The following is a 26,655-nucleotide window of genomic DNA, read 5'->3' as shown; positions in this document are numbered from 1 at the left end:
AGAAGGAGAATGCGTATGAATCGCCAGACGATCGTGCGAGTGACCAGTCAACGGTTCCACTTGGTGTGCGGCCTGATGCTGCTCTGTCTGATGGGCAGCCCGGCGTGGGCGGAGAGCAAGGCTGAGAAGGGCTTTCACGCCGTCGCCACCGATATCAAGGGCGTAGAGACGGACGTCAAGAACGTCATTTTCTATTGGGAAGAAAAAATTAGTGAAACGGCCTTTGTTCCGCATGAATTGAAAGAGGTGCCGGTCAAGCGCGGGACGGCAACCGTCAAGATCAAGTTCGAAGGAATCAAACAGATCGACCTCAAGCCCTCGGGAAGCAGTGCGCCTCCGAGCGTCACGATCACGCTCAACGATGGCAAGACGGGGGAGTTCGTGCTGGCTATCGCCGGCAGCTTCAAGGGGCAGTCCGATTTCGGCGAAGTTGAATTGCCGGCGGGTGAAATCAAAAAGTTGACCTTCAAATAGCCTGCTCGGTATCGAGTGCTCTGCGAGTTGGCCTCAGAATGAGGCGCGCGTGTGCGCCTATGGGACGGATATGCATCAACAGACATGCGGACATCAGTTCAGCAAGACACCTGGGAGTACAGGGGCATGGGAATGAGTGAGTTGCATACGCCGGTACCGTCTTCGTCGGATGTTCGGTGTCATTGTGGGAAATTGATTGCCCGCTGGCAAGGCACCAACCTCGTCATCAAGTGCGCCCGCTGTGCCCGCTTCATGACGATCCAGTATTCGGCCATCCGTGGCACCCCGCCGCCTGATCTGGCATTAGGCCGGCGGGAGTAAGTTCTATCGGCTGGGCAAGCGCCCGTACGGATTGCCCGGCAGCGTACGAGCAGGAGCCGACATTTCCATGGTCGGCAAGGAGTGCTCGCGCTCTACAGTGTGAATCCATCTAGTCTGCGAAGCTGATCCAGCCGACGTTCATCCTCATCGAAAAAAATCCGTCTAACCAAACTTGCCTCGCCGACCAGACGCGCGGCATCTCGCGCTCGAAGGGCCGGAGGTCCCGCAGCTGCAGTACCGGGTAGTGCATGCCGTGGAATCGTGCTGAGGCGGCGCGAGTAGAATTGAAACGTCGCTCGCACGAATGTGGCTGGACTGGAATGGAGCGGATGCACGATGGGCAGATCCTGTCATCGACTGTGAGCGGCGGAGTAAGGGAAATCGGAAACCGTTGGCCACGCAAGCCACTCGGTTTTTCTACAACCGCACGTCAGGTTTCTATTTGCCCATGCGTCTCATGGCCTGTGGACGGAAAGAGTTCGACGGAGTCCGGGGAAGGCGCGCTGCAGGTTCTGTCGGCATCGTTGGCGGATGTGTGTTGTCATTGCGGGAGAGTGATTGCCCGTCGGAAGCAGCGGCAGTCTCGTCATCGAGTGCGCGCGGTGCGGAGGCTTCGCCACCATTCGGCCAGGTGTGGCTTTCCGCATGACGCCCCGAACTAGAGGTATGACCGGACAATTTCTTCCTCCACAGTAATCGTCAATTATAACGAGGCCAACGGAACGTGAGTCCAGAGCCCATGACTGCACAGGCAGTCATGGGCTCTGCCGTTTATTGGAGAGAGAGACGACCCACTGAGTAAGAAAGGACGCGTCATGATGAGCTGGCGGGAAATCGGAGTCCGTGTGAGATTGATCGTGGGGGTGGCCCTGATCGCGATGGGATTGGCGTTGCCGGCCGTTGCGCAAAGCGACCAGGTGTCGCTGAATATTCCTCCGCAGGAGCTTGCGAGCGCATTGGCGGCATTGGCTGAACAGGCGAATGTGCAAGTGCTCTACGCTTCGGAGCTTGCGGGAAGCCGTCTGACAAAAGGAGTGGTCGGTACGATGTCGCCGGAGGAAGGCGTGCGGCAAGTGCTGGAGGGGACGGGGCTGGAGTACGTCTTTACGGATACTAGGACCGTCACGCTTCAGAAGGCGCCGGCCCCGGCGGCGCTTGCGGCCCAAGCGGAGGCTCCCGGGGTATCGATATCTCCCGTGAAACAGAAGCCGGTGAAAGTGCCGGAGATTGTGGTCAAAGAAGTTCGTGAGCGTGATGACGCCAAGACGTATGTGGCGGAAGAGTCCAGTGTCGCGACGCGAACCGACACGCCGATCAAGGACGTGCCGCAGTCGATTCAGGTCATCACCCGCAAGGTCATTGAAGAGCAACGCACGTTCCGGTTGCAAAATTCGCTGGAGAGCGTATCCGGGATCAATGCCGCAGACTCCAGTGCGTCACTGTACGAGAACCTTATCATCCGGGGATTCGCCGCCACCGACCGCAGCTATTTCCGCAACGGATTGATCGATCCGTTTGCGCAATTCACCGCGTCGGACACCTACAATATCCGGCGGATTGAAGTGCTGAAGGGGCCTGCCGCGGTGCTGTACGGACAGGGCGATCCTGGCGGCGTCATCAATCTGGTGACCACCAAGCCGTTGGCGGACGCGGCCTATTCCGCCAATACCACGATCGGCAATTTCAATTTCTACCGGTCAGAACTTGACGCCACCGGTCCGCTCAATGCCAGCAAGACCGTGCTCTATCGCCTCAATGTGGCCGGTCAACGAGCCAACAGTTTCATCGATTTTGCCAACCGCGATTTGGCGGCGATCGCGCCGAGCGTCACGTGGTTGTTGGGGACACGGACGACGCTGACGGTCGACGCCGATTACATGCGGCGATGGAGCAACGATCCGTACGGGCTCCCGGCGCAAGGCACCGTGTGGGGGAATATCAACGGCAACATTCCGCGCAATCGATCCGTCACGCTGGGCGATCATGGGTCGCTCAATCGTACGTCGTACCGTATCGGGTACGATCTGACGCATCAATTCAACGACCAATGGTCAATCCGCAATGTCTACAGGCATTCGATTGTGGAAGACGACCGCAACACTCTGTTTGTAACTCCCGACTCGCTGGATGCCGATCAACGAACGTTGAATCGAACCCAGTTGCTGCAGCCGGCGGTGGCGCGCCGGCATGCCCACTCGATGGTGACGAATGTGGTGGGGCATCTGCGCATGTTTGACATGGACCATACCCTGCTGACGGGTGTTGAGTTTCGGCAGGAAAAAACCGATCAGTTCGTGTTCACCGGAGATCTGGCGCCGACGCTCGACCTGTTTGCGCCGAATTATTCCCTGCTGCCTGTGCCGGCTGTCGGTGGAGTATTTCAAGGCCAGTTTCAGGGTGACAACAAGACGGCGGCGTTCTATCTGCAGGACCAGATCACGATCCTGCCGAGCCTTAAATTCATGGGCGGTTTGCGGTTTGACTATGTGCACCAGTCCACACAATCCGCCTTCGAAAGTCATTCATCGGACAACCATGCGGTCAGTCCCCGGTTGGGGCTCGTCTATCAGCCGATCGAGCCGCTCTCTCTCTATACGTCGTGGACGAAGGGGTTTCAGCCAAGTTCTCCGGCGACCCGTAACGGCAACGGTACCGGCGATTTATTCAAGCCGGAGCGATCGACCCAATATGAAATCGGCATGAAGACGTTTCTCATGGATAATCGTCTCTCGGCCACACTCGCCTGGTTTCACCTGACCAGGGAGAATCTGGTCACGCCCAATCCGGACCCCGCGCTCAGCGCATTGGGATTCTCGGTGCAGACAGGGGAGCAGCGCAGCCAGGGCATTGAATTGGATGTGACGGCACAGATGACGCCAGGCTGGAACGTCATCGCCGGCTATGCCTACACCGATGCCGAAGTGACGAAGGATACCGATACGGCATTGCTCAATAGGCGCCTGCCCAACGTGCCGTACAATAAATTCACGATCTGGTCCACCTATCATTTTCAAGAGGGCCCTCTGAAGGGATTCGGGGTCGGCGGAGGACTGTTTGCGTACAGCAGCCGGACGGCGTCGCTATCCGGAAATCCGATTGATATGCCCGCCTATGTCAGAGCTGATGCGGCGCTGTATTACAATCATGCGCTCGAACAGGGCAATTGGCTGGGAGCCAAAGGCTTTAATGTGGCGCTGAATATCAAAAATCTGCTGGATCAGCGGTACGTGGCCACCTCCTACAACGGTTCGCAGTTCTTCTTCTACGGAGAGCCGTTAACCGTGTTGGGTACGGTGGGGCTGCGGTTCTAACGTTCGGGCGTTCACGGCGAGGCAGAGGCGATTTGTTGTTTCAGGGATGGAGGCCTCTGTCTCATTCGCCTTTATAGAGAGAGGGGGTGTGATTATGTGCGAGGCCCAGACGTGAAGGTCTTTCTTCTCCTGATACCCCTGGTGCTGGCTGCTTGCGCCGAAGGCCGGTGGGTGCATGCCACCAAAACCGACGCGCAATCCCGAGAGGATTGGGAGGTCTGCAAGAGCGAAGTATTGTTGGGGCAGGAGCATGCGAAAGTCTCGCCGGCCGGAGGCATCAACTTGAGCGGGTGCATGCAGTCGAAGGGATATCGCTACGCTGAACAGCCGCCATCGCAGAATCCTCATGCAGATACCCGTGCTCCTCAGTAGCCTGCTCCTGCTTGTCCAGGCAAGAGGGCCGGAGTGACGATCGCGCCGCACATGCCGGCGGGCGTGACTCTGAAGCGGTGGTATGCCGTCCACAAGTGGACTAGCCTTGTCTGCACGCTATTTCTGCTGCTGCTCTGCGTAACCGGTCTGCCGTTGATCTTTGGAGAGGAGATCGGACTGTGGAGCGGGGCGAGTGTCGAGCCGCCGGCGCTGGCGGGTGACCTTCCACGTGTCGACCTCGATAGGCTGGTGGCGGATGCCCGGATGCGCCGGCCTCAGGACGCCGTGCTGTTTTTATCTCAGGATGACGATGCGCCAGTCTGGTTTCTGTCGATGGGGCACACCCCGGATGCCGACGAGGATTCTGCCGTCTACGTCTATGACGGCCGGACCGGCGCCTTACTGCTGGAGCCTCCGTTGCGCCAAGGGTTCATGCATGTGATGTTTGCGCTGCACGTCGAGCTGTTTGCCGGCTTGCCGGGCACGTTGTTTCTCGGCGGTATGGGCTGTCTGTTCGTCCTTTCCGTGCTGTCCGGCGTCGTCGTCTATGGACCCTTCATGCGAAAATTGCCGTTCGGCACCGTCCGCCATGAGGGCAGCCGTCGTCTGACCTGGCTCGATCTCCATAATCTCCTGGGTATCGCCACAGTGGTCTGGGCGCTCGTCGTCGGCGGAACTGGCGTGATCAATACGCTGGCCCGGCCGCTGTTCGCCTATTGGCAACAGACGGAATTGGCGGAGATGACGGCGCCTTGGCAGGGCAAACCGCGGATGACGGCCTTTAGCTCTCTCAATCGGGCTGTGGCGGCGGCGGAATCGACGGATGCAGGGAAAGAGATCGCCTTTGTGGCTTTTCCCGGTACCCCGTTTGCCGGTCCCCATCACTATGCGATATTTATGCGCGGCAAGACGCCATTGACGGCGCGGTTGATCGAGCCGGTTCTGATCGATGCTGAAACCGGAGAGGTTGCCGCGGTGCGGGCCATGCCCTGGTACATCACGGCGTTGTCGGTCTCTCAGCCTCTGCATTTCGGCGACTACGGGGGGCTGCCGCTAAAATCCGTATGGGCAGTGTTGGATGTCATCACGATTGTGGTGCTGTGCAGCGGGCTCTATCTTTGGTGGAAAAAGCGGAACATGTCGGCCGATCAATTCGCCGTCACGACGGAGGGGCAGATCTCTTCGTCGGGAGTTCCGTCGATTGTGGCGGGTGTGAGATGAATGTCCCTCTGACCGCCCGCCAAGTGTGGGGCATGCCGGCCTTGCTGGGGGTGATCAGTGGCATTGGTCTTTTTTCGGCCCTCCTTGGCGATGGAGTGTGGGATGGGGTTTCCTGGCTCGCGCTGGGCCTTCCTTGCGGAATCATCGCGTGGTATGTGATACGTTCTGGCTGGAACAAAACACTTCGTTGATGTGGCAGGAGGGGGACTCGTGGGTATCGGTCATCATGAACAGAGGCGATTCAGTGAGCGATTGAAGGCGAAGGGGTTGCCATCGTCGGCAGTTCTGGTATAACGCCATCATGCTAAATCTCATTGCATTAGGACTCGTGGCCGGCGTCATTCCGGTGTATCTCGGGATCGGTGCGGCGCTGTTACTGGGAAAAGTGCTGCCGCGCTCTTGGGAGAGCTTTCTGATCGGGATCGCGACGGGAGTGCTGACGTATCTCTTTTTTGATCTGATGCATGAAGCCGTTGAATTGACGGGCGCGCGTGACGGGCTGTCGTGGGTCGTGTTTCTGGGCAGTCTCGGCATCAGCTTGATCGGCCTAGTGGCGTTGGAGTCGAGCCAGCTGTTCGGGAACGGGCCTGGAAGCCGGGTGTTGCCGCTGCCGTATATGATTGCTATCGGAATGGGATTCCACAATCTCGGTGAAGGGCTGGCGATCGGCGCCAGCTACGCAAGCGGGGCGTGGGTGCTCAGCGCGTTGCTGGTGGCCGGGTTCGGGCTGCACAACGGCACCGAAGGGTTCGGCATTATCAGTGCGGCGGGAAAGACGCCTGTGCGTGGGAAAGACGTGCTGTGGCTCGGGTTTCTGGCCGGCGCGCCGACCTGCCTGGGAACCGTGCTGAGCGGACAAGGGCTCTCTTCTTATTTTTCAATCGGCTTCTACAGCCTCGCGGCAGGCTCTCTGCTGTACGTGGTGCTTTCTCTCACCGCCATGGCCTATACCGCCACGCGCCGCATGCAGATGGCGTCAGGTATTTTCTGCGGCATCGCTCTCATGTACCTGACGGCCATGGTGTTGACCTTGGTCAGCGGGATTCGAACCTAACTAAAAAATAGTTCTTAAAAGGTAACCGAAGAGGTTGACAGTGCGCCATCTAAATGATATTGAGAATACATATCAAATATGAAGTAGCAGAAAAATGAGTGCGCGTGAGGCCAGAGGTCGAGCAGACCGGAGCCCAAAGTATCGAACGATGCTTTGGGCTTTTTTATTGAGCCGCAGTTGTTGGAACTGGGCTCAGGGCCGAGACCGCTCGGCAGAGAGGAGTGTCTATGTATGTTTGTCTGTGTAAGGGAATCAGGGAAGCGGAGTTTTGTGCCCTGGCGTCATGCCATGGAACCTGTCCGAAATCGATGAAGCAAGCGATGGGGCTGGATGACGCGTGTTGCGGTCGGTGTGAAGCAAACTTGGAGACCCTGATTCAGAGCATCGCGGGATGTTCGGCGGTGTCTTCGGCGGGAACGCAATCATAACGGATGAAGCGAAAGGACGAATGATGAAAGGACCTTGTCAAAAGTGCGGAGGGCTGTTGGTCATTGAGCGGGTACTGGATTACTACGGGCCGCTGGCCGGAGTGAAATGTGTCAATTGTGGGTGGTCTTGCCGTGATCCGCTGCCGTTATTCGGGGCGCCCGGCGGTTCGGCTCGCCAGGTCGCGCACAAGTGACTCATTCACGTAAAGGAGACAGGCGATGAAACGAAATGGGATGCAGGCATTGGGTTTTCAAGGACCGGCGCTGGTTGGCGGACACCTCACCTATTTGCATGGCGCGTGCTACGCAAACAAGGTCGTCGCGTTGTGTTTCCTTCCTTATCCCGGACATGTGGCGTCCGGGTTAATCGACGACCAGGCCCGACGATTTGCTGACCTTGGCGCATCCCTCCTCATTGTCGCGTCCGGCGCCCGGCCGCTGCATCGCTTGTGGATTGAGCCAGGGGACCGACCGCTCACGCCGGTCTTGGCGGACCCCTGCGGACGGCTGCATCGATTCTTCGGCGTCGCCGTGACGGCGCCGGCTCAGCGGTGCCACACCTTTGTCATCGATCGCACCGGTGTCCTGCGCCTGCGGGTCAGTCATGACTTTATCGCGCATGACCTGACGGTTCTGCAGGAGCTCATCGGGGTATCGCAACGGGTGGCGACCCCCGACAGCGCCGAGGATGTCGATGGATGGGCTGCCAGGGCCTCGTGCCTCCTGGCGTAGAGAGAAGGGCTCGGAGACTTGAAGCGGATGTGTATTTTCACCGACAAGGAGATTGCTGACATGGAAAAGACCTTACGTGCTGATGGGCCGATGAAATTGGTGCTGTGTGGATGTGGACGGCTGCACGTGACCTGCGGGCCGATCACGCTGCATTTCAATCGTGAAGAGTTTCTCGCCTTTGCCGATACGGTCGGCCGCTTGGCGGGGCTCGTAACACAGCAACCGGCGGGACTGGCCTCGTCCGCCAGGCAGGGTGCGCATACGGAGGTCTGTCATTGAGTGGGAGTCGATTCATGAAATGCCGGTCATGTCCACGCTGCCATCGCGCGAGTCTGTACTCGAACGGGGCGTTCTGGGTCTGTGTCGAGTGCGGGTATGCCATTACGGAAAGCGCGTTGTCGATCGATGAAGGCCGGGGAAGAAGCCGTGCGGCCGCGTCAGGCGGCGCGTCCGATTAAGGAAGGGAGAGAGGCTGTTGCGTATGCCGCCGCGATCGAGTGGGCCTGGGGATGACGATCGTGGCGTGATCGTCAGTCTGGCTGTGGCGTTCGGCATGATCGTCGGCGCGCTGGCCGCCCTCTGGATTGCTGGCGGCGGAGCGGAGATGGTGGCCTGGTGGTCTCCATAAGGAGGCGTGCCGATTGCGGAACGTATGAGTCTGGATCTGGCTCAGCTCGTTGATCGATCTGCGGTGGATGTGGGGGCGGGATCATGAATCGCCTCATCCTTACGGTGCCGACCGTAATAGGGGATTGAGATGGACATTGACTTTACCACCGCTCCGCCTTCATTATCTGAGACCATTTCTCAATATCATGTAGTCCGCGTGTACTGAGGCCAGAGTCTTCGAGAACAGAGCCCACCGCATCTCACGATGCGCGTGGGCTTTTTCATGAAGGAGAAGGCACGCCGGGCCGTCCATCGAAGCAAGCCCGGTTCCCTTTTCCTCGAACAGATGGTCTACGTATGACGCTGACCTATTCACAGATCGCAGAGTTCTTCCATCAGTATCGCGACGAGCTCATGCGCCGTCTGGTGAGCATGGTACGCTGCCGGGACACCGCCGCCGATCTTGTGCAAGAAACCTATCTACGACTGCTTCGGCTGGACGACGGTCGGGGGGTCGAGCAGCCACGCGCGCTGTTGCATCGGATTGCCAGCAACCTGGCCATCGATCATTTGCGCAAGGAAAAGATCAGGCCCAACAGTTATGAGTCGTTGGAAGAGGCGCTGGAGGTGCCGTCTCATGCTCCCTCGCCGGAACGTGTCCTGGTCGGGAAACGGCGGTTCCGCACCTTCCTGCAGTCGATCGAATCCCTGCCGCCTCGAACCCGTGAAGCCTTTCTGCTGTGCCGTGTATACGGATATTCGTATCGCGAAATTGCCTCGCGCATGGACATTTCTGAGAGCGGGGTTGAGAAGCTGCTGATGCGCGCGCTCGATCACTGTTGTGAGGTGCTCGGTCCTCTCGACGCAGATGAGTGAGGGAATTGGTTCGTCATTTCGTCACCAGTTATACTAGCGTCTCATTGGCCCCGGTCGATATCCGGACCGCAGACGGGGCGAGGCCTCTTACCGACGAAGCACGAGCCATGATTTCATCCGCTGAAGAAGCCCGGTTGCGTCAGGAAGCCGTGGCCTGGGTCATCCGCTTGCAGGGCCAAGGCCTCTTGCCGGACGAGCGCCGGGCGTTCGATGACTGGCATGCCCAAAGTCCCGCGCATGCGCAGATGTTTCACCGGGTTTCCGCCCTGTGGGACGATCCGGACTTGCGCGCAGCGGCAGTGCATACCGCGGAGACAGCTTCGTCAAAGCTGTCCGGTTTCCGACTCTTCGCTATTCGTCGAGCGGTGTTCTCCGCCACGGCGCTCGCGGCGTCCGTGATCCTCCTCATCATGGCGGCGCTGTATTTTGATGTGGCGACTCGGTGGCAAGCCGACTATCGGACGGCGGTCGGAGAGCGCCGGACGATTGAGCTGCCCGATCATTCGCTCATGACGCTCAACACGCAATCGGCGGTGGCGGTAGCCTTCGATGGAACGGCGCGGCATATTCGTTTGCTGAAAGGAGAGGCGCTGTTTCACGTTCAGCACGATGCCGATCGGCCGTTCGTCGTTGCGACGGCTCAATCCGCCACCCGCGCCGTCGGCACGGCGTTTGTGGTCCGTGCAGAGGCCGGGCGTGACCAGGTGACGGTGTTGGAAGGCATTGTCGAAGTCGGCGCCGGTGCGGGTCCGCACGCGCGGGTGAGCGCCGGGTTGCAGATTGAAACGGAGGCCGGCCGGGTGGGCCGTCCCTACGCTGTCGATGTCTCGACGGCATCGGCGTGGGTTCGTGGACGACTGGTCGTTGATGACGTGCCGCTGGCGCAGGTCCTCAACGAAGTCCGGCGGTACTATCCCGGCACGATCACGCTGTGGAATCCACGCGCCGGGGAAATCCATGTGACCGGCACGTACGATATGGACAATCCTTCGAGCGTGCTGGCGCTTCTCGTCAAGACAGTTCCGGTCCACATGCTCAGTGTTTCCGATCGTCTCGCGATTCTTTTCTAAATCTTCTCTACATGGTGTTTTCGTATGGGTGAGGAAATATCGCCCGCCGTCCGTCTACGCAAGCATGGAATTGTGAAGGAGGCATCGCATGCAAGCAGACGATCAGGCGGCAATACGGATGGTACGGTGCGGGAATGGCACTGTACGGCGGAATGGATGTAAGGGAATCGGGAGGACGGCTGGAGTCCTTCTGGTCATGGCTTGTTTCGGACAAATGGTTTCTCCCGTTCAGGCGCAGGAGGGAGCCGCGCCGGTACAGCAGGCGCCCGCGATCACTTTCAATATCGGTGCTCAACCGCTGGGGGCGGCGCTGAACGCCTTCGCTGAGGCGACTGGGTGGCAGGTCAGCTTTCCGACGGAACTCGCCGCCGATGCGAAATCCTCCGGTGTCAGCGGCAGCCATACGCCGGAAGCGGCCTTGCAGGCGTTGTTAGAGGGGACGGGATTGACCTACCGGAGCACGAGCGCCAATGCCGTGACGCTGGTTCCTGGCCTGTCCGCAGTCCCCTCGGTATCTTCAGTTCCGCTCCTCGCTCAGCCCGCGGCGTCTGAGCTGCCCAGCGAGCCGGCCATGGTTCCGAAGAGCAAACCGGTGAAAGTTCCGGAGATTGTTGTGAAAGACGTGAAGGAGCGGGATGAACGCAGTTACACAGCGGATGAGTCGTCGAGCGCTACCAGGATTCCTGCGCCGATTCAGGATATTCCGCGTTCGATTCAAGTTGTCACGCGCCAGGTCATGGAAGATCAAAAAGTGATCCGTATGAGCGATGCGCTGCGCAACGTGAGCGGCACGTCTATGCCGAATACGCAAGGCGGCAGAGCCGGCGATTTTATGATTCGCGGTTTTCGTTCGGACTTGAATGTCTTCAAGAACGGGTTCAGGGATGACAGCACCTACGGCTCACGGGCGGCTCGCGATATTATTAATATCGAAAGTATCGAGGTCGTCAAGAGTCCCGCGTCGTTTCTCTACGGACGGACCGATCCCGGGGGTGTGATCAATCAGATTACCAAGGCCCCTTTGAAAGACCCGTATTATTCGGCTGAGATGATCGTCGGCAGTTACAATCTCTATCGGCCGACGGTGGATATCGGCGGACCGCTGAATGAAAGCAAGACCCTGACCTACCGGTTCAACGGAATGTATGAATCGGCGGAAAGTTACCGTGAGGGAGTCAAGACGGACCGGCTTTTCCTCACTCCGACATTCGGGTGGGAGATCGGACCGCGGACGACGTTCCGTTTTGAGGGGGAATATCTCTACGACCGGTCGCCTATCGATCGCGGCACCGTCGCGGTCGGCAATCGGCCTGCGTCGATTCCGATCGGCCGCTTTCTCGGCGATCCCAGCCGGCGTGGAGAAATCAATTCCGGCAAGGCGACGCTGACACTGATTCACGAGATCAGCGATGCGTGGAAGTGGCGTAGCGCATTTCGATCAGCGGCGTCACGCGAGCGGTACACCAGCCTTGAGTCCAACGTGATGGACGATGTGACCGGCATTCTCACTCTGGCGCGGTACGAGACTCCGCAAACGGTGCAGAGCCATTACTGGCAAAATGAATTGCACGGGCTGTTCTCGACCGGGTCGGTAAAGCATAAGGCGTTGTTGGGTATCGAGCTGGGCCGTGAGCATCAATCGTCAACGCTTTCCGGAGATTTCGGCGGGTTGGGCAGCTTTATCGATATTTATAATCCGGGCAATCGGTTGTTCGCTGACGGGCCGCTGTCCTTGTTCGGAAATTCTGCGCAGACGAATAATATTATGGGCGCCTATTTCGGTGATCAGATCGATCTGCTGGAGAACCTGCATGTGCATGCCGGAGGCCGGTTCGATGTCTTGGAGCAAAAACTCACCACCCGTCCACACGATTTCAACCCAACGACGACGAAGACCCACGAAACCGATACCGCGTTCAGTCCGTCCATCGGAGTGACCTATCAGCCGTGGAAATGGGTGGCTGTCTTTGCCAACTACACAGAATCGTTTGCCCCGCAAACGACCGGCTCTCGGAGTTTCGACGGGAGTGTGTTCAGTCCGGAGCGAGGGAAATCGTACGAAGGAGGGCTCAAATTCCAGGCGATGGAAGGAAGGGTGCGTTCGACAGTGGCCGTATTTGACATCAGAAAGAAAAACGTGTTGACCTCCGATCCTGCGAACGGAGTGTTCTTCTCTGTGGCCACGGGAGAGCAACATAGCCGGGGATTCGAGGTCGATGTCGCGGGTCAGGTGATGCCAGGCTGGGACATTATCGCCAACTACGCGTATGTCGATGCCCGGGTCAGTGAAGACAATAAGTTTGTCGTGGATAGCCGGCTCCCCAACGTACCGCTGCATCAGGGCAGTCTGTGGACGACGTATTTCTTCCAGGAAGGCGTGGTCAAAGGATTTGGAGCGGGAGTCGGTATGTACGCACAAGGGAAACGGCAGGGACTGCTCCAGTGTCAGGATCCTGTGGGGTCATCCTGTCAAAACGGGTTTGATATGCCGGGATTCGCCAGAATGGATGCGGCGCTGTATTACCGGAAGCCGGAGTTCTTTGCGAAAACGAATCTCATCGCGGCGATCAATTTTACCAATCTCCTCGATCAGCGGTATTTCACCGGAGCGCAGAACTTCAGAGAGATCGTGTACACCGGAGCCCCGTTCACGGTGATCGGCTCCGTCAAGCTGGAGTTCAACTAAATGTGTTGCGGCAGGGGCGCCGCGCGGCCGTGGTCGGACTAGGCTGTGAGCCGCAAGGCCCGGCAGAAGCTGTGGTGGGCGGTTCATGGGTGGCTCGGTCTGTGGGTCGGGTGTGTCTTTGCGCTGAGCGGACTGACCGGCAGCGCGCTGGTGTTCTACCAAACTATCGATGAGTGGCTGAATCCCGAGCAGCGCACGGTGGTAGACAGCGGTCCGTACCGGCCGTACACGGAGATGCTGGCCGCCGCGCGAGCGGCCCGGCCCGATCTTCCAGGGCCGTACGGGTTGTTTCTACCGCAGGCGCGTCCCGGCGTGGTGGAGGCCTGGTTCAAGGTGCCGGCCGGCGCGGCAGGCCATGTTCAGGACATCGAAGTCCCCATCGATCCGTATCGCGCGGCTGTGTTGAGTCGGGGGCGCATCTGGGGACAGACCGTCGTGTCCTTCATCTATGAGCTGCACAAAGCCTGGCTGCTGGATGAGGTCGGCGAGGCCGTTGTCGGTTGCGCGGGGCTGCTGCTGGTGCTGTCGATCGGCAGTGGTGTGTATCTGTGGTGGCCGAAGGCAGGGAGGTATCGGCAAGCGGTCACGTTCAATCCTGCTGGAAGCCGCATCCGCCGGTTGTATGACCTGCATAAGCTGAGCGGCATTGCCGGGTCGCTCGTGCTGCTCGTGCTCGCGTTCACCGGCCTCTATCTCGAATTCCCTCACTACGTCGTTCCTCTTGTGAAAGTCCTGTTGCCGGTTCCCGTGGAAACGGAGTGGTATTCGACCGTGATTCCGGACGCCCGGCCTATTCCTGTCGATCAAGCCGTGGCCATTGCCATGCAACGTCTTCCGGATGGTGAGCTGAAGTGGATCGGCTTGCCGCAGCAAGCAGGCGACGCATTTCAGATCGGCCTGCGCCGGCCTGAAGAGGTGCGGCGCACCAGCAGCGACAGCGTCGTCTGGCTTGATCAGTACAGCGGAGCGGTCTTGCATGTTCGTGATTGGCGGCAGTTCACTGCCGGCGAGACCGTTCTTGCCTGGCTCTTTCCCCTTCACACTGGTGAAGCCTTCGGTCTCACCGGCCGATGGATTGTCTTCGTGGCCGGATTCCTGCCCTTTATCCTGTATGTCACGGCGCTGCGTATGTGGCGGCTTAAACGAAAGGCCCAGCGGCGGCAGAAAATCACGGCGGATCCTCCTGCGTCAGTCCAGCTTCCAGCCCGGTAACGTCGTCTCCATCTCGTCGCTCGGTCATGATTTTTAGGCAGGCCTGATCTGCGGGTGCGGTTTTGCCTGGTTCATACGTCTTATAAAGATCCAGGGGGCGAGGTTTGTCCGGCGAGGACTTCTCCCTAGCGTCGGGATCGCTGATATAAACGGATGTTCTGTACTGTGAACCATAAAACAATTGCAGCCGTTCTCCTGTTGTGCGGAGTCGTCGCCATCGTGGCGCTCAGGCTATGGGATCGTTCCACGATCGAGTCGGCGGTGCCGAAAGAGGACAGCGACAGTTCGATACTGGTGGATGCCGCAGCGGTGACCGTCGGATCGATCACGGAATCGATTCAGGCGGTCGGGACGCTACAGGCGGTCGCGTCCATCACGGTGAGGCCGGAAATATCCGGGGTCATTCGCCGGATCGATTTTTCGGACGGGCAGTCCGTCGAGCGCGCGGCGCCCCTTATCGAGCTGGATCAAGAAGAGCTGCAAGCGCAAGCCAATCAAGCTGCCGCCCAGGAAAAAATCGCCCAGGTCACCTATGAACGGCTGAAGCGGCTGTCCGGCCAACAGACGACGATTGTTCCGGCGCAGCAAGTGGACGAAGCGAGGCTGGCTCTGCAAGCCGCCGCCGCCAACAACGTGCTCTATGCCGTCCGTCTGAAAAAATCCGTCATCCGCGCGCCGTTCGCCGGGACGCTGGGCCTGCGCCGCGTGTCGGTCGGGGATTATGTCCAGCCCGGACAGGATATCGTCAATCTTGAAGATCTGCGCATGCTCCATGTGGATTTCAAGGTTCCGGAAGTATGGCTCGGCCGGCTTGTGGCGGGTCAGAAGCTGGTCGTGACGACGGATGCGTTTCCCGATGTGCCGTTCGAAGGGCAGGTCTCCGCGATCGATCCGCGCGTCGAAGCCGTCAATCGGACGGTCGCCGTCCGGGCGGCGGTCCCGAATCCTGATGGCGCGCTCCGTCCCGGTTTGTTTGCCACGGTGCGGCTGACGTTGGGCCTAGAGACTCGGGCCCTGCTGATCCCAGAAGAAGCGCTGTTTCTGCAGCGCGAGAAGACGATGGTGTTTCGCGTGGAGAATCAGGTCGCCCGATTGACGGAGATCTCCGCGGGCGCGCGCGAGCGGGGCCTGGTCCAAGTCCGCGCTGGGTTGAATGAAGGCGATCGGGTGGTGCGGACGGGGACTCACAAACTTCATGACGGCTTGCACGTTGTACTCAAGTAACCCGATCCAGAGCGGTCGAACTCCTTCCATGCTGAATCAGATGCACACCCCTCCATTGCACCGGAGACCGGCATGACGCTGTCGGATATCTCGATTCGCCGGCCGGTTTTCGCGCTCGTGATGACGCTGCTGTTGGTGTTGTTCGGTGCGCTGAGCTTCTTGCGTCTGTCCGTCCGCGAGTATCCGGATATCAAGCCGCCCATTGTGTCGGTGCAGACGGTGTATCCGGGCGCCAGCGCCTCGGTCATCGAGACGGATGTCACGACGCCGCTCGAAGACTCGCTCAGCGGAATTCAAGGACTGCGAACGATCACGTCGTCCAGCCGTGAGGAAGTCTCGGCGGTGACCATTGAGTTTGAGCTGGGGCGCGATTTGGACGGCGCCACGAACGACGTGCGAGATCGGATCGCGATGATCCGTTCGTTGCTGCCGCTGAGCATCCAGGAGCCGATCGTGTCCAAAGCGGCGGCGGACAATTCGGAAGTGCTATGGGTGGCGCTGTCCAGCGACCGGCATTCCGCGCTGGAACTGTCGGATACCGCCGAACGGTTTATTAAGCCGCGATTGGTCATGGTGTCAGGCGTGTCGACGGCGTATCTCGACGGAGAGCGGCGATATGCGATGCGAATCTGGCTGGATCCCGATCAGCTCGCCGCGCGGCGGCTCACCGTTCAGGATGTCGAGGAAGCGATCCGCAACCAGAACGCCTCGATCCCATCGGGACGGATCGAAAGCGAGTTGATGGAGTTCGGCGTGTCGCTCAGGGGCACGCTGCATACGCCGGAAGAGTTCGAAGGGCTGATCGTGGCCTATCGCGAAGGCTATCCGGTTCGCTTGAAGGATGTCGCGCGCGTCGAACTCGGCGCTGAGGATACCCGCAAGCTTGGGCGGTTCAACGGCACGCCTTCGTTAGGCATTGCCGTGTCGCGGCAGTCCAAAGCGAACACGCTCGCCGTCGCGCGGGCGCTCAAGGCGCAGCTGCCCGCCATCAGCGCCAGTTTGCCGGAAGGCATGACGCTGACGATCGCCTTCGACAGTTCGGCGCCCATCGAAGCGTCGCTGCACGAAGTGTATGTGGCGTTGGGCCTCTCGCTGGTCCTTGTGGTGCTGGTCATTTTTGCCTTTCTGGGCAGCGCCCGGGCGACGCTGGTGCCGGCCGTCGCGATTCCGGTCTCGATCATCGGCACGTTCATTGTGATGCTGGTCACCGGTTGCTCGTTGAATGTGCTCACGCTGCTTGGCCTGGTCCTGGCGGTGGGCCTCGTGGTCGACGACGCGATCATTGTGCTCGAAAACATTCACCGGCGGATTATCGACGGCATGCCGCCGCTTCGCGCGGCGGCTGAGGGGACGAACGAAATCGCATTTGCCGTGCTGGCGACAACGATTTCGCTGGTGACGGTGTTTATCCCCATCGCGTTTCTTTCCGGCCTCGTCGGGCAGCTCTTCGCCGAGCTGGCCATCGCCGTGGCCTCTGCCGTGTTGATTTCCGGCTTCGTGGCGTTGACGCTGACGCCGATGATGTGCGGGCGGCTGTTGCGCCGGGATTCCGAGCAGTCGAGCTGGGACCGGTTCACGGCGCGGGCGTCCGACCGTGTCCTCGGGTGGTATCGCCGCGTGCTGACACGGGTTGTGGCGGCAAAGACTGTGGTGGTGATTCTCGGCTTGAGCGCAAGCGTGGGCAGTCTGGTGCTGTTGGAACGGCTGCCGTCAGAATTGGCGCCGCTCGAAGATGCCGGGTGGTTTTCCGCATTTCTGATCGCGCCTCAGGGCGCCACGATTCGCTATTCCGACACGTATGCCCGGGAGTTGGAAGCGTTGATCGATACGGTGCCTGAGGTGCTGTCGAACTATACGGTCGTGGCGCGCGGGCAGAGCCCCACCATTGTGAACCGAGCCGCCAGTTGGGTGACGTTGCGCGATTGGAATGAGCGGACGAGAAGCCAGCAGGAGATCATTGCGGCGCTAAATCGGAAGCTGGGTCAGTTGACCGGCGTAAAGGCTTATCTGATCAATCCGCCGTCCATCGCGGAATGGTCGGAGTATCCCCCGGTCCAGTTCGTCATCGGGGGCCTGGAGTATCAGGAGTTGCAGCAGGCCGCCGAACGGCTGATGGGAAAATTGGCCGGCCATCCAGGATTCCTCGCGCCGGATATGAATCTGGCCCTCAATACGCCGCATATCGCGGTCGAGGCGCATCGGGACAAAGCGGCCGACCTCGGCGTGTCGGTGGCGGCGGTGGGGCGGACGCTGGAAACGCTGCTCAGCGGCCGGCCGGTGACGACGTTTACCCAGAACGGGCGGCAGTACAAAGTGATCGTGAAGATCGACGATCGGCGCCGTGAGAAGCCGTCGGATATCAGCGGATTGTATGTCCGGGGCAACGAAGGGGAATTGGCGCAGCTCAGCAATGTCGTCACGGTCAGAGAGGAGCCTGCGCCGGAATCGTTGAATCATGTCGACCGCATGCGCGCCGTCACGATCAGCGCCGGGTTGGCGGAAGGCTTCACGCTGGGACAGGCGCTGGCCTATCTCGACGGCGCCGCGAAAGACGTCCTGCTGCCGACTATGCGCACGACGTATGCCGGGGAATCCAAAACGTTTATCGAGAGCAATACCAATCTCTATATGACGTTTGCCTTGGCGCTGGTGGTCATCTTTTTGGTGCTCTCGGCGCAGTTCGAGAGTTTTCGGCATCCCTTTACGATTCTCCTGGCGGTCCCGCCGGCGGTCTCCGGCGCATTGCTCGCGCTGGCCGTGAGCAAGGGCACGCTCACGATTTACAGCCAGATCGGCGTGATCATTTTAATCGGCCTGGTGACGAAGAACGCGATTCTGATCGTGGAGTTTGCCAATCAGCTTCGAGAGCGGGGCTTGGAATCGACCGAGGCGGTCATCGAGGCGGCGGCGAGGCGACTTCGCCCGATTATGATGACGACCATGGCCACGATTTTGGGCGCGCTGCCGCTTGTATTAGCGACCGGAGCGGGCGCCGCCGGCCGCCGGCAAATCGGCGCCGTGCTGATCGGCGGGCTGCTGGTTTCGACGATTGTGACGTTATTTCTTGTTCCCGCCGCCTATACGATTCTAGCGGGGCGCGGTCCGGCGCCTAAGGCGGCGCAAGACCTCTTGGATGCGTGATGGGGACGAACGGGCGAAGATCCCTTAGGCTGGTTTGGCCGCGATCGAGTCAGCCAGCTCGTTCAGGAGCGCGGCGGTTTCGTCCCAGCCGAGACAGGCGTCGGTGATCGAGACGCCGTGAGCGAGCGTGACGCCTTGTTTCCAGGACTGTTTGCCGGGGTTGAGATTGCTTTCGAGCATCAGGCCCATGATGGAGTGACGGCCTTCGCGGAACTGGCGGAGCACGTCGCGAGCGACGAGACTCTGGCGCTTATGGTCTTTGCTGGAGTTGTCGTGGGAGCAATCGATCATGATCGAGCGGGCGATCCCTTCGCCGGCGACCGCCGCTTCGGCTTTGGCGACATGCTCCGCTTCATAATTGGTTTTGCCGCCGCCGCCGCGGAGGACGATGTGCCGGTCCGGGTTGCCGGCGGTTCGGATGATCGAGCTCTGTCCCTCGGCGTTGATGCCGACAAAATGATGCGGGGCGCGCGCCGAGGTCATGGCATTCACGGCGACTTGCAAGCTGCCTTCGGTGCCGTTCTTGAACCCGACCGGCATCGACACGCCGCTGGCCAGTTCGCGATGGGTCTGGCTCTCGGTGGTGCGGGCTCCGATGGCGCTCCAGCTGATCAGGTCGGCGATATATTGCGGGCTGATCGGGTCGAGCAGTTCGGTTGCGCAGGGCATGCCGGATTGATTGATCTTCAAGAGGATGGTACGAGCCAGTTCCATGCCGGCGGCGATATCGTAGGTGCCGTCCAGATGGGGATCGTTGATGAGGCCCTTCCAGCCGACGGTCGTGCGGGGCTTTTCAAAGTAGGTGCGCATGACGATCAGCAGGCGGTCGCGCAGGGTTTCGGCTACCGGCTTGAGCTTGGCCGCATATTCGTAGGCGGCTTCGGGATCATGAATGGAGCAGGGACCGACGATGACGAGCAGTCGATCGCGATCCTGGCCATGGAGAATTCGGCGGATGGCCTCACGCGTTTCAACGACGAGCGCCGCGGCTTCATCCGTAATAGGGAGCTTCGTCTTGATGGCGCGGGGCGAGGGGAGCGCGTTGATATCTAAGACATGCTGATTGTCGATGGGTCTATTCATGGTGCTTGTCCGCGAGCGGATCGCGGCCTCTTCCACTCAGGTTAGTTGTCTGGGCTCAATTTGGGATGCGTTAGGATATGCGAAAATACCAGCAAAAGTCCATATGGCTTGACAAGAGCGGGGACCGCTCGATAGTTTGGCGCGGATTTTCCGTGTTCTTCGTGAGCAGCCTCTCGGGTCGCTGGGTGTACTGATGATGTTCCGTTCGCTCCATTCGCACGCGCTGCTCCGCCGGTGTCTGTCACTGGCGCTGCTCGCTATTCTGCTCGGACTGGCTCCGTTTGCCGTTGCGCAGGATGTCCACCATGAGCTGGCGGCGGCTGATCACGACGGCCACGAGCACTCCGATACCGACCTCTGCCAGTGGGTCCAGCACCATACGGCCGGATCGTTGGATGACGGTGCGCCGATTTTGGTCGCCGGTGAGTTGGTGCGCCTCGTCGAGCTTCCTGCCGAATCGATTCTGTTATCCGTTGAGCCGTCCTCGTTCGATCCCTCCCGCGCTCCTCCGCGTCGCTAAGGTCCCTTCAACGAATCGTGCAGGGTTCGGCGCAGTCTGCGCCGGGCGCTGTCGGCTATCTATGTTCGATGTTGAATGTGGAGGATCTTGTATGCGACGCGCATGGTTTCATCTTTGTGCCGGTCTGATTATCGGGAGCCTGGTCGAGAATGGTGGGATGCCGCCTGTCGCTCGGGCGGCAGAGGAGGACGCACGCAATACGATTCGCGGGACGGTTCAGAACCAGGACCTACGCCGGGTCGGGCAAGTGGTTATCGAGGTCAAGGATCAGGAGGGGAACACCGTCACGACGGCGGTGTCCGATGCGGCCGGCGAGTTCACCGCCGCCGTGCCTGCGGCCGGGACCTATTCGGTCAGCGCCGTGCAGGATACGTATCGCAGCGAGTATGTGGTGCTGCAGATCGGGGCCGAGGCGCCGCGACCGGTGGCGCTGACGTTGACGAACACCAGAGATGTCGCGTTGGAAGTGGTGTCCCCGCTGGCGCCGATCCAATACAAGGCGTCGAGTGAAACCTACTCGGTGAGCCGCAAGGATATCGAAGCGCTGCCGCGCGGCAATAACAACGAGCTGCACGATGTGCTGCTGACGATCCCTGGCGCCACCTACGGATCGCTCAAGCAGGTGCACATCCGGCAGGACCACGCGAACCTGCAATTGCGCATCGACGGCGTGCCGATTCCGGAAACCGTCTCGTCGACCTTCTCCGATGTCATCTCGCCGCGGGCGTGGGAACGGGCCGATATCGTCCTTGGCGGTATGGAGGCGAACGTCGGCAACAAGACGGCGGCGTTGATCGATGTGACGACCAAGAGCGGCACGAAGCCGGGGTTCGGCTCGCTGCAGATGTTCGGCGGATCGAATCGGACGGTGAACCCATCGTTCGAATACGGCGGGACGGTCGGCGAGAAGTTTCGGTACTACATCCTCAATAGTTATGTCTCGACGAATCGCGGCATCGAACCGCCGACGCTCGGCCACTCCATTTTTCATGGCCAGAGCGAGCGCAATCAGACGATGTTTCGCGGCGACTATCAGCACGATAATACGAACAACTTCACGCTGTTGTTTTTGAACTCGGTGGCGAAGTACCAGATTCCCACGCTGCCGGGCCAAACGCAGAACGCGACGATCACCGGCTTGCTGCCGGCGGGATTCTCGGCGGCGCCATCGGAGCGGGTGGATGAAAATCAGAAGGAGCAGAACCAGTACGCGCACCTGGTGTGGCGGCATGATGTAACGGCGAACCAGTTCTTCAGTCTGGCGGGGTACTTCCGGCACACCCGCGCGACGTTCAAGACCGATCCGCTGAATGTGCTGGCCTATGTGCCGGATGAAGCGGAACCGTTTTCCGCCGGGAGTCAGGATCGCACGGCCTATTCGGGCGGCCTTCGCCTGGACTACACCTACGTCCAGAGCAAGGAGCATTTGATCAAGGCGGGGTTCCAAGTCGATCGAACGCAGGCGATCAACAAGACCAGGCTGTCGACATTTCTAGATGACGGCGCGGGCAATCCGACGGGCGGGGTCATCGGCCTCAATGCCGACAACCGCTTGATCGGGTACCGGCAGGAATTCTGGATTCAGGATCAATGGACGCCCAATGACCAGTGGACGTTCAATCTCGGGCTGCGAGGGGATGTCATCCAGTACACCCGTGACGAAGCCCAACTCAGTCCGCGGCTCGGCGCGACCTATAAGGCCAATCAATCGAACGTGTTCCATGTATTCTACGGACGGATGTTCACCCCGCCGAATCTGGAAGCGATTTCCTTTGCCAAGTTGAACACAGCCGGTACGAAGGCCGCGCCGGAGGATACGACGAATATCGCGCCTCGGGCCGAACGGGCGCATTACTTTGAAGTGGGCAGCTATCACGCGCTGTCCAGTTGGGCGACGTTCGAGTTGACGGGATACTACAAGCTGGCCCGCAACCTGTCCGATGCCGGGCAGTTCGGCACGACGCCATTATTGAACTACTTTGCCTTCAACTATGGGTGGCAACGGGGCATCGACGGAGCGCTGAAGCTCCAGGTGATGGACAATCTCACGGCCCGGTTGAACGCGGCCTGGGGACAATGCAAAGGGTATGGCCTTCAGTCCGGCCATTTTCTGCTGGAAGCGAAAGAGATCGGGGATATCAATTCGCCGGGCGGCGTGTTCTGCGATCACACGCAAATGATCACCAGTTCGGCGCTCGTCAGCTACCGGCTGAAGGAGCGGACGACGTTCAGCGGACAGATGCTGTTCGGATCCGGCCTGCGAACCGCGGCGGATGATGATGCGAAGACGAACTCGACGCATAGCCAGTCCTATACGGTCTTCAATACGTCGATCACGCATGTGATTCCCTTGCCGTGGGAGGGACAGAAGTTCCTGATCGGCTTCGATGTGGTGAACCTGTTCGATCAGAAGTACTACATCAATCGGGGCGAGGGGAGCATCGGGCTCGGCGTCTCGCACGCGGGGATGCCGCGGTCGTTCTTCTTTCGCGGCCAGTGGTTCTTCTAGCCAGATGTCGAACAAGGCCACCAGCATCGTTCTCAGTCGCCCGTCTCCCTGCGACCTTTCGGAGAAACGCGCGTCTTGGCGCGCGGGGGTGGGCGGGTGAGAAGGTGTGGCCCGTTTGAGCATCTGTTATCGATAGGGTAGGATGCGAGTCACTATGAAAAAGATTCTGACCCTTTCAGTAATAGGTTTGTTGTGTCTCCCGGCGGCCGCTCATGCGGCCGCCGGCGATGAGGCGACGCATGAGACGGACCATCATGACGATGTGCTGGAGCTGCCGGAGGTGCATGTTCACGGGCTGTCGCTGAACAAGGACCAGCAGTTGGGGCCGGTGGCGAAATCGACTCCATGGCCGGGCATTCCCGCGTCACTCGACGGCAAGGAACTCGACGACTGGATGAAGGCCAGGGTGCTGGTGTCCAAAGATGCCAAGGTGACGGTGGTTGTGCTGGAGCCGGCCAGGCACCGCGAATTGACCACCGCTGGTATTGTGGCGCTTAGTAAATGGACCTTCGATCCGCAGATGAAGGGCGACGAGATGGTTGACGGTGAGCTGACGGTCCGCATCCATTTTAGGACCAGATGAAGATCGCTTGACGCCTGACGAATGACGCTTTATCGTCAGTCTCCATGAGCCTCGACGAATCACTCTTTCTTGCCATCAACGGCCTTGCCGGCCGTTCGGAATTCTTCGACCACCTCTTTCTCCGCCTCAGTTCGACGAGCACGCTCTATCTGCCGGTCGCCTGTGCTGCCGGGTATTGGATCATGCGCCGGCGGTGGGAAGCCTTGCTGGGCAGTCCGTTCTTGGCCGGGGCCGTCGGGCTATCGGATTTTCTCGGCGGTCAGCTGAAGTGGGTGGTGGCGCGCCCTCGTCCTTGTCATGCGATTCAGGAAGCCATCGTGGCCGGAGGCGGTGCCTGCGGGCGGTTATTCAGCTTTCCCTCCAACCATGCGATGAACACGGCGGCAGCAGCCGCGTTTCTGCACGTGCTCTATCCCAAGACCGGTTGGATCAGCTGGCCGATTGTCGCGCTGGTGGGACTCTCACGGATCTATATCGGGGCGCACTACGTGACCGATGTATTCGGCGGCTGGGTCTTGGGTGGGCTGATCGGCGGCGGCATCGCCTGGGTGTTGCTGCAGTGGCCGCGATTTCGGGCGGCTGAACAGGTCCCGGTCTCTTCTCCTCGGTAGGTCGGCCGCTCCTGCTTCTTCGGTTTCTACGACTCCATGCAACTCAGTAATGCTGCTCGCAAGGTCTCCACGTCATAGCCTCGCCCGATGAGGACGATGGCGGGGTTGGGCTCATCGAGCAGCATGATGGGGGCGATGGTGGGTGTGCCCGGCGGAGCGTACTGAAATTCCTGGAGTTCCGGCTCGCCTGCGAAGCGAAAGAAGCCTTTGGCCCGTTCGAGTTCTTTGGGCAGCGACTTGGTCCAAGCTTCGAAGCTGGTGCGATTCAGTGGCGCCGGAAGTTTCACGGTTGTCGCGATGGGGTGATAGTCCGCCCGTTTGTGTGAGCTTGATGGCCGAGGCTCGCCGAAGACCACGTTTGTCTGTTTGGCCGGCCTGGCCTGGTGCATCGGCGCCAGGAGCGCCGCCGCGTCGATGCGCGCCTGCGTGGTTTCCCAGATGCGGGCATAGGGGTTCTGTTTCACGATCCCGCTTTTGAATCCCTCCCAGTGGCCCGGCACATAGAGATCCTGTTTATTGAGGATGAGTTCGTCCGCACAGCGAATCGCCTGAGCGGTGACATACTGGCTGGAGTGGCTGGTCTCGCTGGCGATGGGGTGGAGCAGTGCGATCACCCGTTCCAATGTGGCGAGCCGGGCGGTGTAGAGATCGGTCACGGCGTCGATGACTTCAGCCGGATCGGCCAGCCCGGAACACTCGATGATTACGACATCGGAGGCGGCATCGTTGACGAGCTGCGCGATGCCCCAGGAGAGATCTTCTTTTGTGTCGCAGCAGACGCAGCCGCCCGCCAGATTCATCACCTGTTCGGCGATCGTGCCGGCGCGCGGACCGTCGATGCTCACCTCGCCGGCCTCGTTCATCAGGACCCCGGCACGAAGGCCCTGACTCTTCCAATATTCCAGCAGGCGCATCAAGAGCGTGGTTTTGCCGGCACCAAGGGAACCACAAAGGAGATAGAAGGGGACGGGAGAAGGCATGATCGGTATTCCAATAGTAAGAGTTCGTAAGCCGTGAAGGCATTCTACCTGGATCGAGCCTAGACATGAAGGGCGGAGAGGTGTGATGGCAGATGTCGGTTAATGGATGTGTCATATGGTCTTGATGAAGAAGAGGAAGCCTTGCACTCAGCGCTTATCGAGATACAATGTGCAATGAAAATGATGTCGAGAACGTTCAGGCCTGCGTGTGATGGCGAATGAAATATAGATTGAATCCATTCAGTTGGGGGCTCATTGCCGCGCTGGCCGTTTTCTTGTGGAATCTCTTTCTTTTCGTTGTTCTGATTCCAGCGGATATGACAGATGAGTACAAGCGACTGGGATATATCCCGACCTACTATGCCGGATGGCCATGGAGTGATCTGCTATTAACTAAGTTTGCATACGCGCATGCGTTGTTTCGCATCCAGGCAGTGTTGTTGATTGCTGTAGCCATTAATGGAGCAATACTCGGAGGCTGTCTGAGGTGGCTTCTTGGAAGAGAGAAGGGAGCCAGTTCCTGATCTTGCGGTACTTGCGTTTCCCGCCGTTTCCTACCCCTCTGAAACAGTTTTCAACCCGCTGATGTAACCACTCAATGGTGGTGGGTGAGGGCTTCGAGCTCGGGATGCTGTGCGGTGAGTTTAGTCAGGTCGCAATGAACGTCGGCGGGATCGCTGCAATGAGTCTCTAGTTGAACCGTCATGTGCTTGATGCCGAAGTCGGAGGTAATCCGCTCATGGATCGAGCGGAGGAGTGTATTGGTGAGGGCCGCGTCATCTCCATCGACCAGCACATGGGCGGTCAGCATGATGAGCCGGGGCTCCACGGCCCAGATGTGGAGATCGTGCACGTTCTTCACGCCGGGCATGGACTCGATGGTGGCGGCGACTTGTGACGCGCTGATCGTCGGCGGGGTAGATTCGAGCAGCACATCGAGGGATTCTTTGAACAGCGGCCAGGCGCCATGGAGAATCGCGATGACGACGAGGAGACTGATGAGCGGATCGAGTACCGTCCAGCCGGTCAGCATGATCGCCCCGCCGCTCAGTACGACGCCGAGTGAGACCCAGGCATCGCCCAGCATGTGCCAAAAGGCGCTGCGGATATTCAGGTCGTCTTTCGCGCCCTGCTGGAGCAGCAGGGCGATGCTGAGATTGGCCACAAAGCTCATGGCGGCGATGCCCATGATCCATCCGCCATCGACGGGGACGGGGTGCAACAACCGTTTGAGTCCCACGAGCGTAATGCCGGCGGCCGTCAGCACCAGGATGAACGAGTTGAGAAAGGCCGCAATGACGCCGGCGCGATGGTAGCCGAACGTGCGCGTTTCGCTGGCCGGCTGCCTGGTGAGGATGTGTGCATAGAGCGCCAGAAAGAGCGCGCCTTGATCGACGAGATTGTGCCCCGCGTCGCTCATGAGGCCGACGCTGTCGAGGAGGAAGCCGCCGATGAATTCGGCGGTGATGACGAGGGCATTCAGCCCCAGCGAAAGGTAGAGGCGGGAACGTAAATGCTCAAATGAGGCGAGGCCGGTCATATACGTAGTGTCGCACGGTCATCGGATCACGGCAAGCGTTGGCGGGATCGTAGATGCGGGCGTGAACGCGCCGGTGTTTCGGCCGACTCCGCCGCAAC

Annotated in this window: 23 protein-coding genes; 20 read left to right on the top strand and 3 right to left on the bottom strand. The window is 59.7% G+C overall.

What is annotated here, in order from left to right:
- Positions 1-15: 15 nt before the first annotated feature.
- The 16 genes from NITLEN_RS11945 (at position 16) to NITLEN_RS11875 (ending at position 18,731) form a co-directional block, all read left to right on the top strand.
- Positions 16-474, top strand: a complete 459-nt coding sequence (locus NITLEN_RS11945) for a hypothetical protein (protein WP_121989850.1) — start codon at positions 16-18, stop codon at positions 472-474.
- Between the two features lie 132 nt (positions 475-606).
- On the top strand, positions 607-795 hold the full coding sequence (locus NITLEN_RS17890) for a hypothetical protein (RefSeq protein ID WP_146216171.1): 189 nt from the start codon (positions 607-609) through the stop codon (positions 793-795).
- Positions 796-1,610: 815 nt separating this feature from the next.
- A complete protein-coding gene (locus NITLEN_RS11940) occupies positions 1,611-4,106 on the top strand; it encodes a TonB-dependent siderophore receptor (protein ID WP_121989849.1) in 2,496 nt (831 codons plus the stop codon).
- Positions 4,107-4,217: 111 nt separating this feature from the next.
- On the top strand, positions 4,218-4,478 hold the full coding sequence (locus NITLEN_RS11935; protein ID WP_121989848.1) for a hypothetical protein: 261 nt from the start codon (positions 4,218-4,220) through the stop codon (positions 4,476-4,478).
- A 33-nt stretch (positions 4,479-4,511) separates the two neighbouring features.
- A complete protein-coding gene (locus NITLEN_RS11930; protein ID WP_219999444.1) occupies positions 4,512-5,699 on the top strand; it encodes a PepSY-associated TM helix domain-containing protein in 1,188 nt (395 codons plus the stop codon).
- Between the two features lie 301 nt (positions 5,700-6,000).
- Positions 6,001-6,753 (top strand): ZIP family metal transporter, encoded by a 753-nt coding sequence (locus NITLEN_RS11920; RefSeq protein WP_121989846.1) that lies wholly within the window; start codon positions 6,001-6,003, stop codon positions 6,751-6,753.
- 647 nt (positions 6,754-7,400) lie between these two features.
- Positions 7,401-7,913, top strand: coding sequence for a redoxin domain-containing protein (locus NITLEN_RS11910; protein WP_121989844.1), 513 nt, complete (start codon positions 7,401-7,403; stop codon positions 7,911-7,913).
- Between the two features lie 60 nt (positions 7,914-7,973).
- The gene (locus NITLEN_RS11905) at positions 7,974-8,192 is read left to right on the top strand and encodes a hypothetical protein (protein ID WP_121989843.1); all 219 of its coding nucleotides are present in this window, start codon (positions 7,974-7,976) and stop codon (positions 8,190-8,192) included.
- A 14-nt stretch (positions 8,193-8,206) separates the two neighbouring features.
- Positions 8,207-8,371: a hypothetical protein gene (locus tag NITLEN_RS18160; protein WP_181416833.1), complete on the top strand. Its 165-nt coding sequence runs from the start codon at positions 8,207-8,209 to the stop codon at positions 8,369-8,371.
- A gap of 23 nt (positions 8,372-8,394) precedes the next feature.
- Positions 8,395-8,541 carry a hypothetical protein gene (locus tag NITLEN_RS18155; RefSeq protein WP_181416832.1) on the top strand — a complete coding sequence of 49 codons (147 nt, stop codon included), beginning with the start codon at positions 8,395-8,397 and terminating at the stop codon, positions 8,539-8,541.
- Between the two features lie 338 nt (positions 8,542-8,879).
- Positions 8,880-9,398: an RNA polymerase sigma factor gene (locus NITLEN_RS11900; RefSeq protein WP_121989842.1), complete on the top strand. Its 519-nt coding sequence runs from the start codon at positions 8,880-8,882 to the stop codon at positions 9,396-9,398.
- Between the two features lie 107 nt (positions 9,399-9,505).
- Positions 9,506-10,468 carry a FecR family protein gene (locus NITLEN_RS11895; RefSeq protein ID WP_121989841.1) on the top strand — a complete coding sequence of 321 codons (963 nt, stop codon included), beginning with the start codon at positions 9,506-9,508 and terminating at the stop codon, positions 10,466-10,468.
- Positions 10,469-10,664: 196 nt separating this feature from the next.
- On the top strand, positions 10,665-13,154 hold the full coding sequence (locus tag NITLEN_RS11890) for a TonB-dependent siderophore receptor (protein ID WP_181416831.1): 2,490 nt from the start codon (positions 10,665-10,667) through the stop codon (positions 13,152-13,154).
- 45 nt (positions 13,155-13,199) lie between these two features.
- A complete protein-coding gene (locus NITLEN_RS11885; protein ID WP_121989839.1) occupies positions 13,200-14,366 on the top strand; it encodes a PepSY-associated TM helix domain-containing protein in 1,167 nt (388 codons plus the stop codon).
- Positions 14,367-14,531: 165 nt separating this feature from the next.
- The gene (locus NITLEN_RS11880; protein ID WP_181416830.1) at positions 14,532-15,590 is read left to right on the top strand and encodes an efflux RND transporter periplasmic adaptor subunit; all 1,059 of its coding nucleotides are present in this window, start codon (positions 14,532-14,534) and stop codon (positions 15,588-15,590) included.
- Positions 15,591-15,662: 72 nt separating this feature from the next.
- Positions 15,663-18,731, top strand: a complete 3,069-nt coding sequence (locus tag NITLEN_RS11875; protein ID WP_121989837.1) for an efflux RND transporter permease subunit — start codon at positions 15,663-15,665, stop codon at positions 18,729-18,731.
- A gap of 24 nt (positions 18,732-18,755) precedes the next feature.
- On the opposite strand, the gene NITLEN_RS11870 is transcribed toward NITLEN_RS11875, so the two are convergent.
- Positions 18,756-19,814, bottom strand: a complete 1,059-nt coding sequence (locus tag NITLEN_RS11870; RefSeq protein WP_121990164.1) for a 3-deoxy-7-phosphoheptulonate synthase — start codon at positions 19,812-19,814, stop codon at positions 18,756-18,758.
- A gap of 193 nt (positions 19,815-20,007) precedes the next feature.
- On the opposite strand from NITLEN_RS11870, the gene NITLEN_RS18150 reads away from it, so the two are divergent.
- The 4 genes from NITLEN_RS18150 to NITLEN_RS11855 all read left to right on the top strand — a co-directional run bounded on the left by NITLEN_RS18150 (position 20,008) and on the right by NITLEN_RS11855 (position 24,037).
- Entirely contained in the window at positions 20,008-20,334 is a 327-nt protein-coding gene (locus NITLEN_RS18150; protein WP_181416829.1) for a hypothetical protein, read from the top strand.
- Between the two features lie 91 nt (positions 20,335-20,425).
- Positions 20,426-22,843, top strand: a complete 2,418-nt coding sequence (locus NITLEN_RS11865; RefSeq protein WP_181416828.1) for a TonB-dependent receptor — start codon at positions 20,426-20,428, stop codon at positions 22,841-22,843.
- Between the two features lie 154 nt (positions 22,844-22,997).
- Complete coding sequence (locus tag NITLEN_RS11860) at positions 22,998-23,426, top strand: energy transducer TonB family protein (protein ID WP_245924448.1); 429 nt, start codon at positions 22,998-23,000, stop codon at positions 23,424-23,426.
- Between the two features lie 44 nt (positions 23,427-23,470).
- A complete protein-coding gene (locus tag NITLEN_RS11855; RefSeq protein ID WP_121989834.1) occupies positions 23,471-24,037 on the top strand; it encodes a phosphatase PAP2 family protein in 567 nt (188 codons plus the stop codon).
- 26 nt (positions 24,038-24,063) lie between these two features.
- Here NITLEN_RS11855 and NITLEN_RS11850 read toward each other — a convergent pair whose 3' ends face one another.
- Together NITLEN_RS11850 and NITLEN_RS11840 are read right to left on the bottom strand one after the other, a co-directional pair.
- Positions 24,064-25,017 carry a CobW family GTP-binding protein gene (locus NITLEN_RS11850; protein WP_121989833.1) on the bottom strand — a complete coding sequence of 318 codons (954 nt, stop codon included), beginning with the start codon at positions 25,015-25,017 and terminating at the stop codon, positions 24,064-24,066.
- Between the two features lie 595 nt (positions 25,018-25,612).
- Positions 25,613-26,557, bottom strand: a complete 945-nt coding sequence (locus NITLEN_RS11840) for a cation diffusion facilitator family transporter (RefSeq protein ID WP_121989831.1) — start codon at positions 26,555-26,557, stop codon at positions 25,613-25,615.
- Positions 26,558-26,655 lie beyond the last annotated feature (98 nt).

This window comes from Nitrospira lenta, from assembly GCF_900403705.1.
In the GTDB taxonomy this organism is placed as follows: domain Bacteria; phylum Nitrospirota; class Nitrospiria; order Nitrospirales; family Nitrospiraceae; genus Nitrospira_D; species Nitrospira_D lenta.
The sequence above is the reverse complement of the archived record's forward strand: the minus strand, read 5'-3'. Positions and strand labels throughout refer to the sequence as shown.

Excerpts from the sequence above, each read along its gene's own strand:
- NITLEN_RS11945 (WP_121989850.1), top strand. The coding sequence starts at position 16 with ATGAATCGCCAGACGATCGTGCGAGTGACCAGTCAACGGTTCCACTTG.
- NITLEN_RS17890 (WP_146216171.1), top strand. The coding sequence starts at position 607 with ATGAGTGAGTTGCATACGCCGGTACCGTCTTCGTCGGATGTTCGGTGT.
- NITLEN_RS11940 (WP_121989849.1), top strand. The coding sequence starts at position 1,611 with ATGATGAGCTGGCGGGAAATCGGAGTCCGTGTGAGATTGATCGTGGGG.
- NITLEN_RS11920 (WP_121989846.1), top strand. The coding sequence starts at position 6,001 with ATGCTAAATCTCATTGCATTAGGACTCGTGGCCGGCGTCATTCCGGTG.
- NITLEN_RS11910 (WP_121989844.1), top strand. The coding sequence starts at position 7,401 with ATGAAACGAAATGGGATGCAGGCATTGGGTTTTCAAGGACCGGCGCTG.
- NITLEN_RS11905 (WP_121989843.1), top strand. The coding sequence starts at position 7,974 with ATGGAAAAGACCTTACGTGCTGATGGGCCGATGAAATTGGTGCTGTGT.
- NITLEN_RS18160 (WP_181416833.1), top strand. The coding sequence starts at position 8,207 with ATGAAATGCCGGTCATGTCCACGCTGCCATCGCGCGAGTCTGTACTCG.
- NITLEN_RS18155 (WP_181416832.1), top strand. The coding sequence starts at position 8,395 with ATGCCGCCGCGATCGAGTGGGCCTGGGGATGACGATCGTGGCGTGATC.
- NITLEN_RS11900 (WP_121989842.1), top strand. The coding sequence starts at position 8,880 with ATGACGCTGACCTATTCACAGATCGCAGAGTTCTTCCATCAGTATCGC.
- NITLEN_RS11895 (WP_121989841.1), top strand. The coding sequence starts at position 9,506 with ATGATTTCATCCGCTGAAGAAGCCCGGTTGCGTCAGGAAGCCGTGGCC.
- NITLEN_RS11890 (WP_181416831.1), top strand. The coding sequence starts at position 10,665 with ATGGCTTGTTTCGGACAAATGGTTTCTCCCGTTCAGGCGCAGGAGGGA.
- NITLEN_RS11875 (WP_121989837.1), top strand. The coding sequence starts at position 15,663 with ATGACGCTGTCGGATATCTCGATTCGCCGGCCGGTTTTCGCGCTCGTG.
- NITLEN_RS11870 (WP_121990164.1), bottom strand. The coding sequence starts at position 19,814 with ATGAATAGACCCATCGACAATCAGCATGTCTTAGATATCAACGCGCTC.
- NITLEN_RS18150 (WP_181416829.1), top strand. The coding sequence starts at position 20,008 with ATGATGTTCCGTTCGCTCCATTCGCACGCGCTGCTCCGCCGGTGTCTG.
- NITLEN_RS11865 (WP_181416828.1), top strand. The coding sequence starts at position 20,426 with ATGCGACGCGCATGGTTTCATCTTTGTGCCGGTCTGATTATCGGGAGC.
- NITLEN_RS11860 (WP_245924448.1), top strand. The coding sequence starts at position 22,998 with ATGAAAAAGATTCTGACCCTTTCAGTAATAGGTTTGTTGTGTCTCCCG.
- NITLEN_RS11855 (WP_121989834.1), top strand. The coding sequence starts at position 23,471 with ATGAGCCTCGACGAATCACTCTTTCTTGCCATCAACGGCCTTGCCGGC.
- NITLEN_RS11850 (WP_121989833.1), bottom strand. The coding sequence starts at position 25,017 with ATGCCTTCTCCCGTCCCCTTCTATCTCCTTTGTGGTTCCCTTGGTGCC.
- NITLEN_RS11840 (WP_121989831.1), bottom strand. The coding sequence starts at position 26,557 with ATGACCGGCCTCGCCTCATTTGAGCATTTACGTTCCCGCCTCTACCTT.